This is a genomic window from Veillonella sp. DNF00869 (assembly GCF_001553345.1).
In the GTDB taxonomy this organism is placed as follows: domain Bacteria; phylum Bacillota; class Negativicutes; order Veillonellales; family Veillonellaceae; genus F0422.
On the sequence record NZ_KQ960749.1, the window covers coordinates 73,100 to 90,547 of the forward strand.

15 protein-coding genes and 1 tRNA gene are annotated in these 17,448 nt (G+C 41.7%); 4 read left to right on the forward strand and 12 right to left on the reverse strand.

Annotated features, from left to right (window positions below; all coding sequences use genetic code 11):
* Nucleotides 1–33 precede the first annotated feature (33 nt).
* The 8 genes from HMPREF3032_RS00460 to zwf all read right to left on the reverse strand — a co-directional run bounded on the left by HMPREF3032_RS00460 (nt 34) and on the right by zwf (nt 7,792).
* Entirely contained in the window at nt 34–897 is an 864-nt protein-coding gene (locus HMPREF3032_RS00460) for a M48 family metallopeptidase (RefSeq protein ID WP_062401024.1), read from the reverse strand.
* A 159-nt stretch (nt 898–1,056) separates the two neighbouring features.
* Nucleotides 1,057–2,868: a translational GTPase TypA gene (typA, locus tag HMPREF3032_RS00465; protein ID WP_009352910.1), complete on the reverse strand. Its 1,812-nt coding sequence runs from the start codon at nt 2,866–2,868 to the stop codon at nt 1,057–1,059.
* 209 nt (nt 2,869–3,077) lie between these two features.
* Entirely contained in the window at nt 3,078–4,016 is a 939-nt protein-coding gene (locus HMPREF3032_RS00470; RefSeq protein WP_082717760.1) for a bile acid:sodium symporter family protein, read from the reverse strand.
* 343 nt (nt 4,017–4,359) lie between these two features.
* Nucleotides 4,360–4,800 (reverse strand): cupin domain-containing protein, encoded by a 441-nt coding sequence (locus HMPREF3032_RS00475; RefSeq protein ID WP_009352998.1) that lies wholly within the window; start codon nt 4,798–4,800, stop codon nt 4,360–4,362.
* A 93-nt stretch (nt 4,801–4,893) separates the two neighbouring features.
* Complete coding sequence (locus HMPREF3032_RS00480; protein ID WP_062401028.1) at nt 4,894–5,199, reverse strand: heavy-metal-associated domain-containing protein; 306 nt, start codon at nt 5,197–5,199, stop codon at nt 4,894–4,896.
* An 84-nt stretch (nt 5,200–5,283) separates the two neighbouring features.
* A complete protein-coding gene (locus HMPREF3032_RS00485; RefSeq protein WP_009352849.1) occupies nt 5,284–5,508 on the reverse strand; it encodes a Sec-independent protein translocase subunit TatA/TatB in 225 nt (74 codons plus the stop codon).
* 26 nt (nt 5,509–5,534) lie between these two features.
* Nucleotides 5,535–6,284 carry a 6-phosphogluconolactonase gene (gene pgl / locus HMPREF3032_RS00490; protein WP_009352975.1) on the reverse strand — a complete coding sequence of 250 codons (750 nt, stop codon included), beginning with the start codon at nt 6,282–6,284 and terminating at the stop codon, nt 5,535–5,537.
* A complete protein-coding gene (gene zwf / locus HMPREF3032_RS00495) occupies nt 6,269–7,792 on the reverse strand; it encodes a glucose-6-phosphate dehydrogenase (RefSeq protein WP_062401030.1) in 1,524 nt (507 codons plus the stop codon). Before zwf ends, pgl begins: the two co-directional genes overlap by 16 nt.
* Nucleotides 7,793–7,967: 175 nt before the next feature.
* Here zwf and rpsD point away from each other — a divergent pair, with 175 nt between their 5' ends.
* Both rpsD and HMPREF3032_RS00505 read left to right on the forward strand, forming a co-directional pair.
* Nucleotides 7,968–8,555 carry a 30S ribosomal protein S4 gene (rpsD, locus tag HMPREF3032_RS00500; RefSeq protein WP_009353000.1) on the forward strand — a complete coding sequence of 196 codons (588 nt, stop codon included), beginning with the start codon at nt 7,968–7,970 and terminating at the stop codon, nt 8,553–8,555.
* A 222-nt stretch (nt 8,556–8,777) separates the two neighbouring features.
* Entirely contained in the window at nt 8,778–9,098 is a 321-nt protein-coding gene (locus HMPREF3032_RS00505) for a YnfA family protein (protein WP_197413469.1), read from the forward strand.
* A gap of 215 nt (nt 9,099–9,313) precedes the next feature.
* Here HMPREF3032_RS00505 and HMPREF3032_RS00510 read toward each other — a convergent pair whose 3' ends face one another.
* The 3 genes from HMPREF3032_RS00510 to tadA form a co-directional block, all read right to left on the reverse strand.
* Nucleotides 9,314–10,156, reverse strand: a complete 843-nt coding sequence (locus tag HMPREF3032_RS00510) for a DUF362 domain-containing protein (protein WP_062401034.1) — start codon at nt 10,154–10,156, stop codon at nt 9,314–9,316.
* A 66-nt stretch (nt 10,157–10,222) separates the two neighbouring features.
* Nucleotides 10,223–10,313, reverse strand: a tRNA-Ser gene (locus HMPREF3032_RS00515).
* Nucleotides 10,267–10,764, reverse strand: a complete 498-nt coding sequence (gene tadA, locus HMPREF3032_RS00520; protein WP_072270739.1) for a tRNA adenosine(34) deaminase TadA — start codon at nt 10,762–10,764, stop codon at nt 10,267–10,269. The genes HMPREF3032_RS00515 and tadA overlap by 47 nt, the downstream gene beginning before the upstream one ends.
* Before the next feature lie 136 nt (nt 10,765–10,900).
* On the opposite strand from tadA, the gene ispE reads away from it, so the two are divergent.
* Together ispE and HMPREF3032_RS00530 are read left to right on the forward strand one after the other, a co-directional pair.
* Nucleotides 10,901–11,785 (forward strand): 4-(cytidine 5'-diphospho)-2-C-methyl-D-erythritol kinase, encoded by an 885-nt coding sequence (gene ispE, locus HMPREF3032_RS00525; protein WP_062401036.1) that lies wholly within the window; start codon nt 10,901–10,903, stop codon nt 11,783–11,785.
* Complete coding sequence (locus tag HMPREF3032_RS00530) at nt 11,782–12,471, forward strand: GntR family transcriptional regulator (protein ID WP_062401039.1); 690 nt, start codon at nt 11,782–11,784, stop codon at nt 12,469–12,471. Before ispE ends, HMPREF3032_RS00530 begins: the two co-directional genes overlap by 4 nt.
* A 176-nt stretch (nt 12,472–12,647) precedes the next feature.
* Here HMPREF3032_RS00530 and gltB read toward each other — a convergent pair whose 3' ends face one another.
* Complete coding sequence (gene gltB, locus HMPREF3032_RS00535; protein WP_369813335.1) at nt 12,648–17,234, reverse strand: glutamate synthase large subunit; 4,587 nt, start codon at nt 17,232–17,234, stop codon at nt 12,648–12,650.
* Between the last annotated feature and the right edge of the window lie 214 nt (nt 17,235–17,448).

Consider the following 17,448-nt stretch of genomic DNA (forward strand, 5'->3'; position numbering starts at 1 on the left):
TGTTACTGCTTGGTACATCAATGCTAGGCAAATTTATGTATAATATGCCTTCATCTCCGCTTTCACTTGTTGCCAGTTCGGCAACACATCACTCATGACCTTGTAAAAGCGTGATGAATGGTTCGCCTCGATAAAATGGGCAAATTCATGGACCATCACATAGTGAGCAAACTCGGTAGGCCCTAATAGCAATCGAGTATTCATAGTGATAATTTCTTTTACAGGCATACAGGATCCCCAACGGCTCGTCATATATCGCAATCGCAAGGTCGGTGTCGGCACTGTATACCCCGCTTGTTGAAACTCACTATACACTTGTTGTGCTAACTCTTCCATGAAGTCCTGCCCAAGAGTTTTCCAAAAGCTAAGCCACATTCGTTCTACTTTGCTAGCATCCAAGGTCTCATGATCACTTGGATATCGCACTAGCAATATATCATTTGCTACTGTTACTGCATAAGTAGAGGCGCTCCCGCCCCATAGTTTTCTGTGTGAAAGACTACCTTGTACGGCTTTCCTTTTTGATGAACTACCTTGCAATGGAGAATCTGACGGAGTATCGCTTAATTGACTATCCTGCGAAGATGTTTTCAAGTAGGCAGATACTGTATGAGGCTTTTCTAGTACTACTCGATACATCTTGCCCATCACAATGATTTCTGTATCTAAATCTGGTACCATCGGATGACCGCCTCTGCTTTTTCGATTTTGCAGCGCCTTTTCTATGAAAGTTCGATGACGACAGATGAAGGCTTCAATCATTCCTAGGGGGACACGAGGGGAGGCAGACACTCGTACTACGCCACTGGTGGTGACACGAAGATTCATGTTCTTCACGCGTTTTCTATGCAGTTCATAAGTAATGCTGCCATCTGGCAGTGTGCGAAGTTCTTTCATCCTATCTCCTGTATCTCCTATATCATTACTAATGTATTACTTATATATCTATTATAGGCTTTCACCCCTATAAAACACAACAAAATAGAGAAAGCCATGGTATCCCACTACTTTCTCTATTTCTATGTACATAGACTATTCCTAGTCTAGTATATGTAATTATTTTGCTGCTTTTGCTGCTTTCGCACGAGCAGAACGATCCAAGATGGCTTTACGCATACGGATGTTTTCTGGTGTTACTTCTACCAATTCGTCATCGTTAATCCACTCTAAGGCTTGTTCCAAGCTGAAGATACGTGGAGGTGTCAAACGAACTGCCTCATCAGAGGAGCTAGAACGCATGTTAGTAACATGTTTCTTTTTGTTAGGGTTTACGTCCATGTCATTTTCACGAGCATTTTCGCCGATAACTTGACCTGTGTATACTGGCACATTAGCACCCAAGAATAAAGTACCACGGTCTTGTACAGAGTTCAAACCATATGGTGTTGTTTCGCCATCTTCGAAGGCTACCAAGGCACCGCGGGTACGGCCTGGGATATCCCCTTTGTATGGTGCATAGCCATGGAATACATGGTTCATGATACCATTACCTTTTGTAGCTGTTAAGAATTGTGCACGGAAACCAATCAAACCACGAGCAGGTACTACGAATTCCATACGTAAGTAACCAGCTAATTCAACCATGTTGATTAACTCAGCTTTACGAACACCTAAGTTTTCCATAACAGCGCCCATAAATTCTTGTGGCACATCGATAGTTAAATGCTCCAATGGTTCACATTTTTGACCATTGATATCTTTGAAAATTACACGAGGTTTACCCACTTGCAATTCGTAACCTTCACGGCGCATAGTTTCGATCAATACTGCCAAATGCAATTCGCCACGGCCAGATACTTTGAAAGAGTCCGGAGAATCTGTTTCTTCTACACGCATGGATACGTTAGTTTCTACTTCTTTGAACAAACGGTCACGTAAATGACGACTTGTTACATAGTCACCTTCACGGCCTGCGAATGGAGAGTTATTAACGGAGAACATCATGGATAATGTTGGCTCATCGATAGAGATTGTTGGTAGTGCTTCTGGATTTTCTGCATCCGCTACAGTCTCACCGATATTGATGTCATCGATACCTACGAAAGCGATGATGTCGCCCATGCCTGCTTCATCTGTTTCTACACGATTTAAGCCATTGTATGTGTACACACGGCCGATTTTGCCTTTACGAGTGCTTTCGCCATTCATCAACACCACTTGTTGATTGGTTTTCATGCGACCACGAACGATACGACCTACTGCAATTTTTCCTACGAAATCATCATAGTCAAGGGTAGTTACCATGAATTGCAATGGACCATCGATGTCGCCTTGTGGAGCAGGAATTTCTTTGATCAATACATCGAATAATGCAGTCATATCTGTGGAATCATCTTCCATGGATGCTTTCGCAATGCCATCACGAGCAGAGGCATACACCACTGGGAAGTCCAATTGATCATCGTCTGCTTCCAATTCCATGAATAATTCTAATACTTCATCTTCTACTTCATGAACGCGTTGGTCAGGACGGTCAATTTTGTTGATAACCACGATTGGTTTCAATCCTTGTTCCAAAGCTTTGCGCAATACATATTTAGTTTGTGGCATTGGACCTTCGAAAGAGTCCACCAATAACAATACGCCATCAACCATGTTCAATACACGTTCTACTTCACCACCGAAGTCAGCATGGCCCGGTGTGTCCACGATGTTAATTTTTACATCGTTATGCATAACTGCTGTATTTTTGGAAAGGATCGTAATCCCTCTTTCACGTTCTAAGTCGTTAGAGTCCATTACACGCTCAGCAACTTTTTCATTGTCACGGAAAATATGACTTTGTTTAAGCAATGCGTCTACCAATGTTGTTTTACCATGGTCAACGTGGGCGATAATCGCCACATTGCGAAGATTTTCACGAATCATTCTATACTCCTTTATCTACTTAAGTAGGGTATTCCTAATATTTGTACAAATTGTACTACGACAGTCTATTATATACTTTATTTTAGGATTTTACAAGGAAAAAACGTCACATACTTTCATCCTATAGAAGGCTATGAAAGTACATGACGTTTCTACTAGATATTTAATTTTCTAAATGCTCTAATACCCAAAGTACATTAACTTATGGATTAATGTGTACTTTTAGAATCGTTTCTTCGGCAAATGCCCGCAAAGATAGATCCTGTAAAGTTATGGATAATGGAGAACACGGCGCCTGCTACGGCTGCTTGTGGTGTAAAGTGTTTCAATGCCAAGCTAGCTGCCAAGGCAGAGTTTTGCATTGCCACTTCGATTTGCATAGCACGGCGATCTGGTACATTAGAACCAAATAGACGGCAAATGAAATACGTCACTACATAACCGCTCACATTTTGCACCAAACAAGCCAAGAAAATCATCACTCCGTGAGCTAAGATATTATCCCGGCTAACGGCAGTGACGCCAGCTAAGATGATCAATACAGCTACGGCACCTACTGTTGGCAATACTTCTTTCACAGGTTCAATACGAGAACCGATGAAATAATTTACAATAATTCCTAGCGCAATTGGGACCGCAATGATTTTCACAATAGACATGAACATCGGCCAAAATGCAATATCTACGGTTTGTCCAGCATATAACACGATGAAGATTGGTGTTAACACTGGTGCCAATAATGTGGATACTGTTGTGGCAGATACGGATAACGGCACATTACCATTTGCCAAGAATGTCATTACATTAGAAGCGGTACCGCCTGGTGCTGCCCCCAATAGGATAAAGCCTAAGGCGATTTCTGGTGGGAATCCAAACAAGTTCCCCACTAACCAACCTGCTAGTGGCATCCATAAGAATTGAATCAAGGACACCAAGATCACTTGCCACGGTTGTTTAAATACATCTAAGAATACTTTCCCTGTTAATGTTAAGCCCATGCTGAACATAACTAATTGTAACAAAGGAACTGTTTGTTTCGCTGCTCCCATGAATATTTCTGGCACTAAAAATGCGATAACTGCCATAGCTAACACAATCCATGCTAGATAATCATTGAACAGTCGATTGATACTACGAATAAAACTCATATGTAACCTACTTTCTATAAAAAATGAGAACTTTTCAATTATAACAAATATTTCTTTCTAATAAAAGGGATTTATCTTAAATTTATAATATATTTGTCCATTTATGTGTTACAACTATTAGCTGTGATATGCATCGTATAGTTTTCGTCCCACTCTCATGATTATAACTAGACTCCGTTATTGTATATCAGAAAATGTTATCTACTTAATTGTATAATGAAATTTCACTTCAAAATAAAAAAGAAACATAAGTAACGATAACTCCTAACATCAATATTAGATGCCTAGATTCCTCATCACTTATATTTCTTCCTTGTGAGACAGTTGTATGTAAACTGATTAACTAGCTATTTAAAAACTCCTCGATTACAGGATTTTCCATCATCACAGCTTGTTCTTCCTCTGTGATAACTTGCACCTTATCTCGGTCCACATTAACCAAGCAGAGGAAGCCTAAATGATCGTCTTGGTTCGCACGGAATTGGTGTGCCATCAATTTAGGGATTTCAATCATATCTCCTTCTTGGACGTCTTCCACGGTGTCGCCTAGTAAACATTGGCCTTTCCCACGGAAAATCATAACCATATGCGTATGCTCATGGCGCTCCATAGTGCTATACCCACCTGGTTGTACCTCAAAATAACGGAATTGGCATGGAATATCCCAAGCTCCATCAAACAAAACTTGACGGGTCACATCTTTAAAAGGGCTATTATCTTGCTTGTATACCAACGTGTCGACTCCATCCCAGGTGTATTCTTTTTGATTAAACTTGCGTATCATACTAACTCCTATAAAAGGGCCATCTTGAAATCAATCCAGATAGCCCCTCCTTGTATTCTAATATATACCCGGCATATCACCAGATAGTACGCCTTATTTGAATATTTTCTTAATAGCGCCCAAAATGCCACCATGTTCATGAACATAGTCTTTCACAGATTCCACTTCAAAACCTGTTTCGTCGATAGCTGCACGAATTGTTGCTTCATCTATTTTTGTATGATCAAAGCGAATTCTTACTTCTTTTGTCGCTAAATCGACAACAGATTCCAACACGCCTAGTAAACCACGGACAGCTGTATTGACCGTATTTTCACAATTTTCACACATCATACCTGGAACATGAAATAATTTCGTAGTCACATTACCTGTGCTACCGCAACCGCAATCTTTACACATAGTTCCTCCTAATTATTTTGTTTATGACTATTTTTAGCCCCTAAATAAGGAGCAGAAATATGACTAAATTCATTATAGCACATCCTAATTATTTTGTTTATGACTATTAGTAGCACCAGCTTCTACATCAATGGTTTCCGCTTTTGCAGGTTCTTCTTTAGCTACTTTTTTATCGCCACTAACAGCATCTTTAAATTCATTAATACTTTTACCAATGGCCTTACCAATTTCAGGTAACTTTTTAGGTCCAAAGATAACAAGGGCAATAATTAAAATAAGAAATAACTCTTGTGTACCAAAATTAAACATACCTAATACCTCGCATTTCAAATCAATTAATTTTTATGCGCAGAATCATCTACATACCATTCTACTGGTTCATGAGTTAATACCGCACCTGGTAAACAATGGTCTACTCGATCCTCCCAAGAATATTCTTCATATTCTTTACGTTGGCGAAGCACACGAGCTAAGGCCGCCTCTTTAGAAGCGCCTACCACCGTGAACCACACAGATTTCGCATTCACCAGCATTGGGAATGTCAATGTCACACGTTCCCATACTTTGCCATCTTTCACAGCCACTACCATACGATCACGTTCATACAAAGCTTCCGATTTAGGGAATAGGGACGCTGTATGTCCATCATCACCTAAGCCTAGTAAGACTAAATCTATGGATTCCTTTTCTGTGCGCTTCAAGACCATTTTTACTTCTTGTTCATATTTATCTGCTGCTTCCTCCACAGTACCATTATTCGTTGGTACTGGATAATAGTGAGCAGCTCCCATAATATTTCCAAATAAGCGATCTTTTGCACGGCCAAAATTGTTATCTGGATTCGACTGTGGCACAAATCGTTCATCTACCCAAAGGAAGAAAATATGCTCCCAATCGATACGATTTGTATACTCATCAGAATCGAGCAACGAAAACAATGCATTTGGTGTAGTCCCTCCAGATACAGCCACCACGCAAGCACCCGTTTCTGCAATGCATTCGTTTGTATAAGTTAAAAAACGATCGGCCACTGCTTTCGCCACGTCATCTCCTGTAGGAAATGCATGAATTATATCTCTCGCCACGACCAAGATCCTCCTTCTAATAACTCTTCTGCCTCTTTTGGTCCCTCACTGAAAGCTGGATAGAAGCATAACGGTGTTTCTTCATCATTTCGTTCCCATGCCTCAATCAATGGCTTAAATAAACGCCAAGATTTTTCTACCGCATCATTGCGAACGAATAATGTTTGGTCTCCTAATAAACCATCTAAAATCAATCTTTCATAAGCATCTGGAATGTCTGCTAATTCCTTAGAATTGCTATAAGAAAAGTCCATTTCTAGCGTATTGACACTTAATTTCGATCCTGGAGATTTTACCTCTAAGGACAATCCCATTCCTTCATTTGGTTGCATGCGAAGAACCAATACGTTTTGGTTAAAGTCTTTCGCATGGAACGGTTTAAAAATGGAGTGCGGAATTGGTTTGAAAGTAATAGCAATTTCACTCGATTTCTTCGGCAATCGTTTCCCTGTACGTAAATAGAACGGCACATCACGCCATCTCCAATTATCAATGAACAGTTTCAAAGCCACATAAGTTTCTGTCGTAGACGTCGGTGGCACATTTTCTTCCTTCCGATACTCTGGGGCTGGACGTTCTGTATTACCAGAATCTGTATATTGACCACGCACTGCAATATCGCCTAATTTTTGACGATGTAAACCACGAATAGACGAAATCAATTTAGCGATTTCATCACGGTAATCGTCGGCATTAAAACTGGCAGGTGGTTCCATAGCAATCAAAGATAATACCTGGATCATATGGTTTTGCACCATATCACGCAAAGCGCCTGCCCCATCATAATAGCCAGCACGTTTTTCTACACCTAACTCTTCAGCCACCGTAATTTCTACACGTTCAATATATTTACGATTCCAAAGCGGTTCAAATATAGCATTGGCGAAACGAAGCATCAAGATATTTTGTACCGTTTCTTTCCCTAAATAATGATCAATACGATAGGTTTGCTCTTCTGTTATATATTGTTTTAATGATTCATCTAATGCGATAGCACTTTCTAAATCATGCCCAAAAGGTTTCTCAATGATTACTCGAGACCAAGAACCTACTTCTTCTAATAGCTTCGCCCCATGTAATTCACGGACGATAGGTTCAAATAACTCTGGTGGCATGGCTAGATAAAATAGTGCATTACCACCTGTGCAATGCGCCGTTGCCACACGCTCTAACTCTTCTCGCAACGCTACATACGTAGAAGGTTCTGTATATTGACCAGACACATAGGAAAAGCGTTCAATAAATGCTAATTCTTCTGCACTTGGTTCACGATCGCCTAATATGGATGCTTTCACTTGTTCACGAAACTCGTCGTGGCTCATGGCTGTCCGTGCTACGCCCACTACGGCTACCTTCGGTGAAAGCAAACCACGTTGAAACAAGGAATAAATAGCTGGTAATAATTTACGCTTTGTCAGGTCTCCAGAGGCCCCAAAAATAACGATGGCACCTGCACCTGGTGTATGTTCTATACATAATTCTTCTTTAACATTATAGGACACATTCATTGTGAATCTCCTCTTACATCATTTCCCAATGGAAATACTAATACTGTACCCTTTATTATAGCACATACACGGCCCTTGACAATGGTTATAGCCCTTTGACTTTTTCATTTTCATAGGGTATAATAATTAAGCACGATTTGTGCAAAGTTTTATTAATCTATGAGGTGATAATCACATGGCAACGAGAAGAGAAGCACGATTTAAGTTATGCCGTCGCTTCGGTGTGAACGTTTTCGGTCACGCGAAGGCTTTAAAACGTGTAAAAAAAGACCAACGTCAAAAGAAAATGTCTGAATATGGTCTTCAATTATTAGAAAAACAAAAAGTTAAAGCATACTACAACTTGCTAGAACGCCAGTTCGTACGCTATTACGATAAAGCGAAAAAAATGCATGGTGTTACAGGCCAAAACATGTTGAAATTGTTGGAATGCCGTTTGGACAACCTTGTATATCGCATTGGCTTCGGTAACTCCATCCGTCAAGCACGTCAAATGGTAAACCATGGCCACATTCTTGTTAACGGCAAACGCGTTGACATTCCATCCTACCAATGTAAAGTTGGCGATGTAATCGAACTTCGTGAAGCTAGCCGTGACAACGAAATGTTCAAAGTGAACTTCCAAGAACTTCGTTCTTTCGAACTTCCTTACATCGAAAAAAATCTTGACGCTTTCCAAGGCACATTAACTCGCCTTCCTGAACGTGAAGAACTTCCTATCGAAGTAAACGAAACATTAATCGTCGAATTGTACTCCAAATAATAGGATACTACAGCAACCAATCTTCGGATTGGTTGCTTTTTTATGCCTTGGTGGTTGAAATTATTATGATTAGTTTATATAATGAAAATATATATCATTTACTATATATTACATACGGTCTTAGTACACGGTATATTGAAATTATAAAATTCTTGCACAACGTACCGTATGTATTTCATCCTATGAAAGGCAGTTAACATAAAGGTATTTACTATGTCGCAAATTCTCTTATCAATATTTTATTTTATTCTAGCCGGTATTGCTGAAATCGGTGGCGGTTATTTAGTATGGCTTTACCTGAAAGACGATAAAAGCCCGTGGTATATGCTCGCAGGTGCTATTACACTCATCATTTATGGAATTATCCCTACCTTACAAGAAGCGCCTTTCGGTAAAGTATACGCCGCCTATGGTGGCATCTTCATTGCCCTCTCTATTTTATGGGGCTATTATGTAGATGGAATCACACCCGATCGCTATGATATCATCGGTGGCATTGTGTCTATCATCGGGGTATTGATTATTATGTATTATCCTCGTTAATACACCTAATGAATGCTAAACTGTATATAACAAGGCAACTATTGCTTCTCTATCTATACCGTCACTCCTAATACATTAGAATTGTTACGACACAGTGTATCCCCTTATATATACTTTTTTGGGATACATCCATTACATCATATACAAATATGCAAAAATCTCTAGTATAAGCTATGCCTTACGCACTCGCTTACACTAGAGATTTTTATTATCTATTAAATTTTTTCACCATAGAAGATTAACTCTTCGTCTTTCACTAAAGCATAGGAACGTGTACCAAGTCCCATGCGGTCTGCACGTAATAAAATGGCTTGCCATTCGCTATTAGGGGAAATATCTTTGAAATAATCCCATGTGCGTTTTTCCACTGTGCTTAATACACCGTTTTCCACTGGTGTAGCTTGGGTAATAATATCGCCTAAGGCTTCGTCCATCGCCACCATATCGTAGGACACAACGATACCTAGGTTTCCTACGATTTCGTTAGTGGCACCTGCGTCTTTTAATTTTTCTTGGTTCACATAATCCGCCACAACGTCCATCGCTACCCCTACATGGAATCGTTGACGATTCCGTGTGGCAGCTGCTGCATATTCAGCCACCGCTTTATGATGCTCTGTACCTGTTAAAGCTACCAATTCACGACGACCTTCTAAGCTGGCGGAGTACCATCCTGTATTGTTCACAGCCCCAGAGAATCCGCTGTACTCATTCGCTTTAATGTGATTCACGGAAATCACCACATCACTAGTTGCAATGCGTTCATCGATATAGGCTACTTTCACAGATTCACCATCAGGAATAATAACCTCACGGGAATGATGGCTAGGCTCATCTACATAGACCACAGTGCCGCCTTCGGATTCGATGCGTGCTTTCATATATGCCACTACCGTTTCATAGGCCTCATAATCGCTATGCAAATCATTGCGAAGTAGAGCCACTTTTTTGCCAGCGCAACCAATTTCACCAAAACCAATTTTACGCAACAAAAAATCTAATCGTTTATGAATTAATTCTTGATTAACCTCTTGTAAAGGGGAGTAATATACTTCCATATCATGCCTCCTACAACTACGTCATTTTGTAAAAAAGGGCTGCATCTACTGACACAGCCCTTACTTTGGCGGAGAGAGGGGGATTTGAACCCCCGCGCCAGTTTCCTGACCTACCGCATTTCGAGTGCGGACTCTTCAGCCACTTGAGTACCTCTCCGTATACGTCGGCGTTCTTTGAAAAAATCTTTCATAATTTGACTGCATTCTTCTTGCAATACACCCGCCAACACCTGTGGTTCATGGTTTAAATTCGGATGTGAAAGTACATTAAACAAAGATTCTACCGCACCGCCCTTATAATCACTACTGCCATAGACAACACGATCTATACGACTATTAATAATAGCACCAGCACACATAGGGCACGGCTCTATGGTAACATAAAGCGTACAACCGGTCAACCGCCACCTTTCAAGCATAGCATTCGCCTCACGGATGACAAGGACCTCTGCATGAGCCGTCGCATCATGGTCAATCTCGCGTCTGTTGTGATGACGACTGATAATCTTGCCTTCATGCACTAATACTGCACCAATAGGAATCTCACCCATATCATAGGCCTTACGTGCCTCTACCAAGGCTTCACGCATATACTCTTCATCAGTCATACAGTCACTTCCTTTCCAATTGCCGCTACACAATAGAATACCATACTTTCAGAGAATCGTCACTTCTTAAGCTAATTATGATATAATAAAGAGTACATGTAAACATTTTCGATGACTTCACTGAGGTGACAATCTTATGGAACAACGAGCTTTTAGTAAAATCAATGTAGGTCTTGCTATCACGGGCAAACGTGATGATGGGTACCACGATATAGATACCATTTTTCAATCTATTTTCTTAGGGGATTCCCTCTATTTCGCACGTCACCATTCTGTGGTGTTCTCTGGCGATGCGCCTGAACTGCCTTATTATATGGCACAATTAATTCCCTATACAGAAAGTAATATTGCTATGAAAGCCCTTCGTATGGTACAAGACTATACGGGCTGTACCCAAGGGGCTGCCATTCATTTGTTAAAACGAGTTCCCCCTTGTGCTGGTATGGGCGGTGGTAGTGGTGACGGTGCCGCTATGCTACTAGGCCTTAACAAGTTTTGGGACCTTCGCTTAACCGATGAAGAACTATTGACCATGGCTTCTAAACTCGGATCTGATGTTCCTTTCTTACTGAAAGGCGGCACTGCGCGTGGCACTGGTCGAGGAGAACGATTAGAAATTTTACCAACTAGCAGTGCTCAATGGCTACTGATCGTAAAACCAGAAGTGAGCATTTCCACAGCAAAAGCCTACGGTAGATTTACGGGTACGTCTCGTGTGACTTCTGATACGATGGATACCGTTACCGCACATATGAAAGCAAAAGACTTCCGTCAAGCTTTCATGGCGAGTGATAACACCTTTGAAGAATTAATGTTTCCGGTCCACCCAGAGCTTACCGCATGCAAACAGTTTTTCTTAGACCGTGGATTTCCTACCATCATGACTGGTAGCGGTCCTACTATGGTGGTTCTATTGGAAAAAGCACTGGATGCGATTCGATTACAAGAATACATCAAACAAGCTGGTTATAACTGGCTTTCACTAATTACGAAAACACATGATGAGGAGGCCCTACGATGAATGCACCACGTTTACAACCCATCCGTTTAGACGCTTACAAACCGCTTCGTGAGATTGTTAGCGATGCTTTGCGCCAAGCTATTCGCGATGGTATTTTACCACCAGGAGAACGTCTCATGGAGATTCCTTTGGCAGAAGAACTCGGTGTGAGCCGCACTCCTATCCGTGAAGCCATCCGCATTTTAGAGCAAGAAGGACTCATTGTTATGATTCCTCGCCGTGGTACCTATGTGGCAGATATGAGTTTGAAAGATGTAACAGAAGTGTTTGAACTTCGTTCTATCTTAGAAGAATTAGCCGCAGAACTAGCTGCAGAACGTATTACGAATGAAGAAATCGAGGCCTTAGAGCAACATCTTGTAGAAATCGGCAATTACATGAACGAAAATAACTTAGACAAAGTCGTACAAGCCGATATTCTATTCCATGAAATCCTTTATAAAGCTTCTCGTAATGATCGTCTTGTTGAAATGATAAACAATCTACGGGAACAAACATTGCGGTTCCGTACATTGTCTATGAGCCAAACAGGTCGTCTTGCCAAAACTTGGGATGAACATCGTCAACTTGTGGAAGCTATCTCCGATCGCGATGTGGAACGAGCTCGCCAGATTGCTCGCATCCATATGGAAGAATCGGAGAAAACATTGTTAGAAGGTATGCAATTAAAAAGTCATGAAGAGTAATCTTCATAAATTAATATACTATGCAAAAAGGGTCCTCTCGGACCCTTTTTTAGTTATCAGAGTATAAATAGAGAGGAAAGTTGATGCATTTTGCTCAACTTTCCTCTTTTTTACACAACGATTCAGTTTATGGATAGAGTTCCCCCTAGATATATCGGTTACCTAAGATCTACCCTCTATTTTCCACTCATATATTTTGCTTTAAATGCTGCTAATTGCGCTTCTTCTAATGACATACCTTCGCCTTGGTAATGAGCAATACTTTGCTCCATTTCTTCGTAAGCTGTTGGCACGATTTTCGTAAAGCGATCTTTGTACAATACCCAGTTTTCTAACATATGTCGACCTTGTTTAGAGTTCGTATGCAATACATGTTGTTGTATTAGCTCATGAATCCGTGCTAGATCACTTTCACTAGTTTTACGAAGTTCCACAAGTCCTGTATTACAGTAGCGTCCATCTAAATCAAGCACGTACGCATAACCACCGGACATGCCAGCCCCAAAGTTACGACCCACACGGCCAAGGACAAGGACCTCACCACCAGTCATGTATTCGCAACCATGGTCACCTACACCTTCTACAACGGCGGTAATACCGCTGTTACGAACGCAGAACCGTTCCCCAGCCACACCGTTGATATAGGCAGTACCAGAAGTAGCCCCATAGAAGGCTACGTTACCGATTAAGATGTTTTCATGTGCCTCATAGGTAGCAGCTTTTGGTGGGTACGCAATGATAGTACCACCAGACAAGCCTTTGCCAAGATAATCGTTGGCATCCCCTTCGAGTTCCAATGTCATACCGTTCGGGATGAAAGCACCAAAACTTTGACCAGCAGAACCAACGAAATTCAATTTGATCGTATTCTCTGGCAAGCCCGCTTCGCCATAACGACGAACTACTTCGCCACCGACTAAGGTACCTACCACACGATTCACATTACTGATTGCCAATTTAGCACGAATTGGTTTTTTATCATCCAAAGCAGGACGACACATGCGAAGTAATTTTTTCATATCCAAGGTGCGTTCCAATTCATGGTCTTGGTCGATGCTGTGTAAATGTCCCACAGACGCATCTGTATATGGTTTGAACAAGATTCGTTTCAAGTCCACACGAGACAATTTGAAATTATCGTCCTGTGAGCGTTGGCGTACTAAGTCAATACGACCTACTAACTCACGCACACTGCGGATACCTAAACGAGCCATGATTTCACGCAATTCTTGGGCGATAAACTTCATCAAGTTTTCCACATATTCTGGTTTACCTGTAAACTTAGCACGCAATTTCTCATCTTGTGTGGCCACACCATACGGACATGTATTCATATGGCAAACCCGTGCCATACGACAGCCCACTGCCACTAATGGCAAGGTACCAAATCCGAATAATTCTGCTCCCAACAAGGCTGCGATCGCCACATCATAACCAGTCATCAGTTTACTGTCCACTTCCAGCTGTACACGGTCACGCAAACGGTTCAACATCAAGGTTTGATGCGTTTCTGAAAGGCCCAATTCCCATGGCACACCTGCATGTTTTACAGATGTACGACCTGCTGCGCCAGTACCACCATCGTAGCCGGAGATGAGGATGCTGTCTGCTTTCGCTTTGGCTACCCCTGCGGCAATGGTACCTACCCCAGCTTCTGAGGTCAATTTTACGGAAATCGCTGCACTTGGATTGACGCATTTCAAGTCGTAAATCAACTCTGCTAAGTCTTCGATAGAATAAATATCGTGATGTGGTGGCGGAGATACTAGTTCTACCCCTGGCGTGGAGTGACGAGCTTTCGCAATGTCTGGATATACCTTTTTACCCGGTAATTGACCACCTTCACCTGGTTTCGCACCTTGGGCACATTTGATTTGCAATTCTTTCGCATGGACCAAGTAATTCGTTGTTACCCCAAAGCGACCTGATGCAATTTGTTTTACTTCACTATTGCGATTATCTCCATTGGCATCGAGAACAAAGCGACTTGTATCTTCGCCGCCTTCCCCAGAGTTCGATGTAGATCCTAAACGGTTCATAGCGATGGCAATAGTTTCGTGGGCCTCTTTACTGATAGCACCGTAACTCATAGCGCCAGCTTTAAAGCGTTTCACAATGTCTTCCACTGGTTCTACTTCTTCCACAGGAATACCGCCACCTACAGGGAAGTTCAATTCCATCAAGCTCCGTAAGGTCACATGGTAATCATTTCGAATCATTTTGGAATATTCTTTGTATCTATTGTAATCCCCTTCGATTAAGGATGTTTGTAATAACTTAATCGTATCTGGATTGAATAAATGCTCTTCCCCATCTTTCATAGGTCCGTACCAACCGCCTGGTTCAAGGACTTTCACATCCTCTTTGAAAGCTCGTTGGAATCGCTCTAATGCTTCATGAGCGACGCCACCTAAGCCGATACCACCAATGCGAGTCGGTGTGTTCGGGAAGTAGGTACTAATAAAGTTCGTATTCAATCCCAATGCCTCAAAGATTTGTGCCCCATGGTAGCTACGTACAGTGGAAATACCCATTTTCGACATCACTTTCATAATGCCCGACACAGAGGCCTTGATGTAGTTTGCTTCTGCTTCCTCTGGTGTAAGGTCTCCCAATCGGTTGGTGGCTTGTAAGTCACGTACTGTTGCTAATGCTACATATGGATTGATGGCCGTTACGCCATAGCCTAAGAGTGTACAGAAATGATGCACTTCACGAGGTTCCCCAGATTCTAAAATTAAGCCCATTTCTGTGCGTAATACAGTGTTAATTAAATGATTATGCACCGCTGCCACTGCCAATAAAGCTGGAATCGGCGCATGGTGTTCGTCCACGCCACGGTCAGACAAGATCAACACATTTTGGTCCGTGCGAGCTGCTTCCTCTGCATCCTTGCACAAACGGTCTAAGGCTTCTTTCATACCCTCAGCACCTTTGGCAGGATCAAACAAGATGGACAAAGTCACAGATTTCATACGACGGCAGTCCAATTGTTTAATACTTGCCAATTCTTGGTTCGTCATAATAGGTGTCCGCATAGATACGGCGTAGGTGCCCACTTTATTAGGGTCCGTCAAGTTACCGCTATTGCCGAGCATCACTCGTGTGGAGGTGACCATTTCTTCGCGGATAGCATCGATTGGCGGATTTGTCACCTGTGCAAAAAGCTGTTTAAAATAGGAGTATAACATTTGTGGTTTGTCCGACAAGATTGCTAGCGGCGCATCAGCCCCCATAGATCCTACAGGATCTTTCCCATCTTTTGCCATAGGGATAATCATGCGTACCAAATCTTCTTGGGTATAACCGAATACTTGTTGTTGCATGAACAAGTCCCCTACCTCAGGGATGCTATCTTCCGTAGCTTGTTGAATCTCCGACAAATGGATAACATGTTCTTTTACCCACTCGTTGTAAGGAAGTTCTGTAGCCACACGGTGTTTGATTTCTTCATCAGAAATGATGCGACCTTCTTCTGTGTCGATTAATAGCATTTTACCTGGTTCTAAACGGCCTTTGGCACGAATCATATCATCTGCTTCGTTTACAACGCCCACTTCGGATGCCATAATCACACGGTCATCTGCTGTCACATAGTAACGAGCTGGACGCAAGCCATTTCTATCCAACACACCACCGATAACTGTTCCATCCGTAAAGCCCATCGCCGCTGGACCATCCCATGGTTCCATCATAAAACTATTGAACTCATAGAAGTCATGTTTCTCTTGGCTCATCAAGGTATTGCGTTCCCATGGTTCTGGAATCATCATCATAATCGCATGAGGTAAGCTACGGCCTGTCATATGCAAGAACTCAAGAGTATTGTCGAACATGGCAGAGTCAGATCCTGTATCATCAACAACAGGGAACACTTTTTTAATATCCGGGAACAATGGCGACTCTGCTTTACCTTCACGAGCATTGATCCAGTTTACATTACCACGAATGGTGTTGATTTCCCCATTATGTACTAAATAACGGTTAGGATGAGCCCGTGCCCAGCTTGGGAATGTATTCGTACTGAAACGAGAATGAACCATCGCCAAGGCAGAGGTAAAATCTAAATCATTCAAATCTAGGTAAAAGTTTCGTAATTGCACTGGTGTCAACATACCTTTGTAGACGATCGTTTTAGAAGACAAAGAGGCAATGTAGAAATCGCTACTCATTTCTTTGCTCAATGGGACGATACGCTTTTCTGCAATTTTACGAATCATATATAATTTGCGTTCAAACTCCGCTTGGTTTGTCACATCTTGACCTTTACCGATAAGAATTTGGATCATCCAAGGACGAATTAATGCCGCCTCATGGCCAACTGCTGTAGAGTCTACCGGAACTTCCCGCCAGCCCAATACAATTTGTCCTTCCTCACGAACTACTTCTTCTAAGATTCGCTTTTGCTCATTCCGTAATGTTTCGTACTTATGAGCAAAAACCATACCCACCCCGTAGTCACCAGCAGGTGGTAAATGGATACCTAACACTTCGCACTCACGGCGGAAAAAATCATGTGGAATTTGCACTAAGATGCCCGCTCCATCGCCAGTATCCTTATCGGCGCCAGCACCACCACGGTGTTCCAAGCGCTCAAGAATACGTAAACCATCGTCGATGATATCGTGGGATTTTTTACCTTTAATATTGACTACAAATCCCATACCGCACGCATCTTTTTCAAATTGGGAACTATACAAACCATTTGCTTCCAAATGTCGCTGCTCCTCATGTTGTTTTGCAATGGTACTCATTTCCATCATAACCCTCTCCTCCTTTAGGCTCTCTATCACTACACTAGCGTACTTAACACTAGGCATACATATACTGAAAGTTCTAATTCACCTATGCTTTTTGACTATACGTATAGCTGTCTAACTATAAACCGGATGAGTATGTACCTTTTTGATCTTTCTTCTGTAAGAATTAGATTCTTATCTTAATACATAACTTCAGTGTATATCAGTTATATATAAT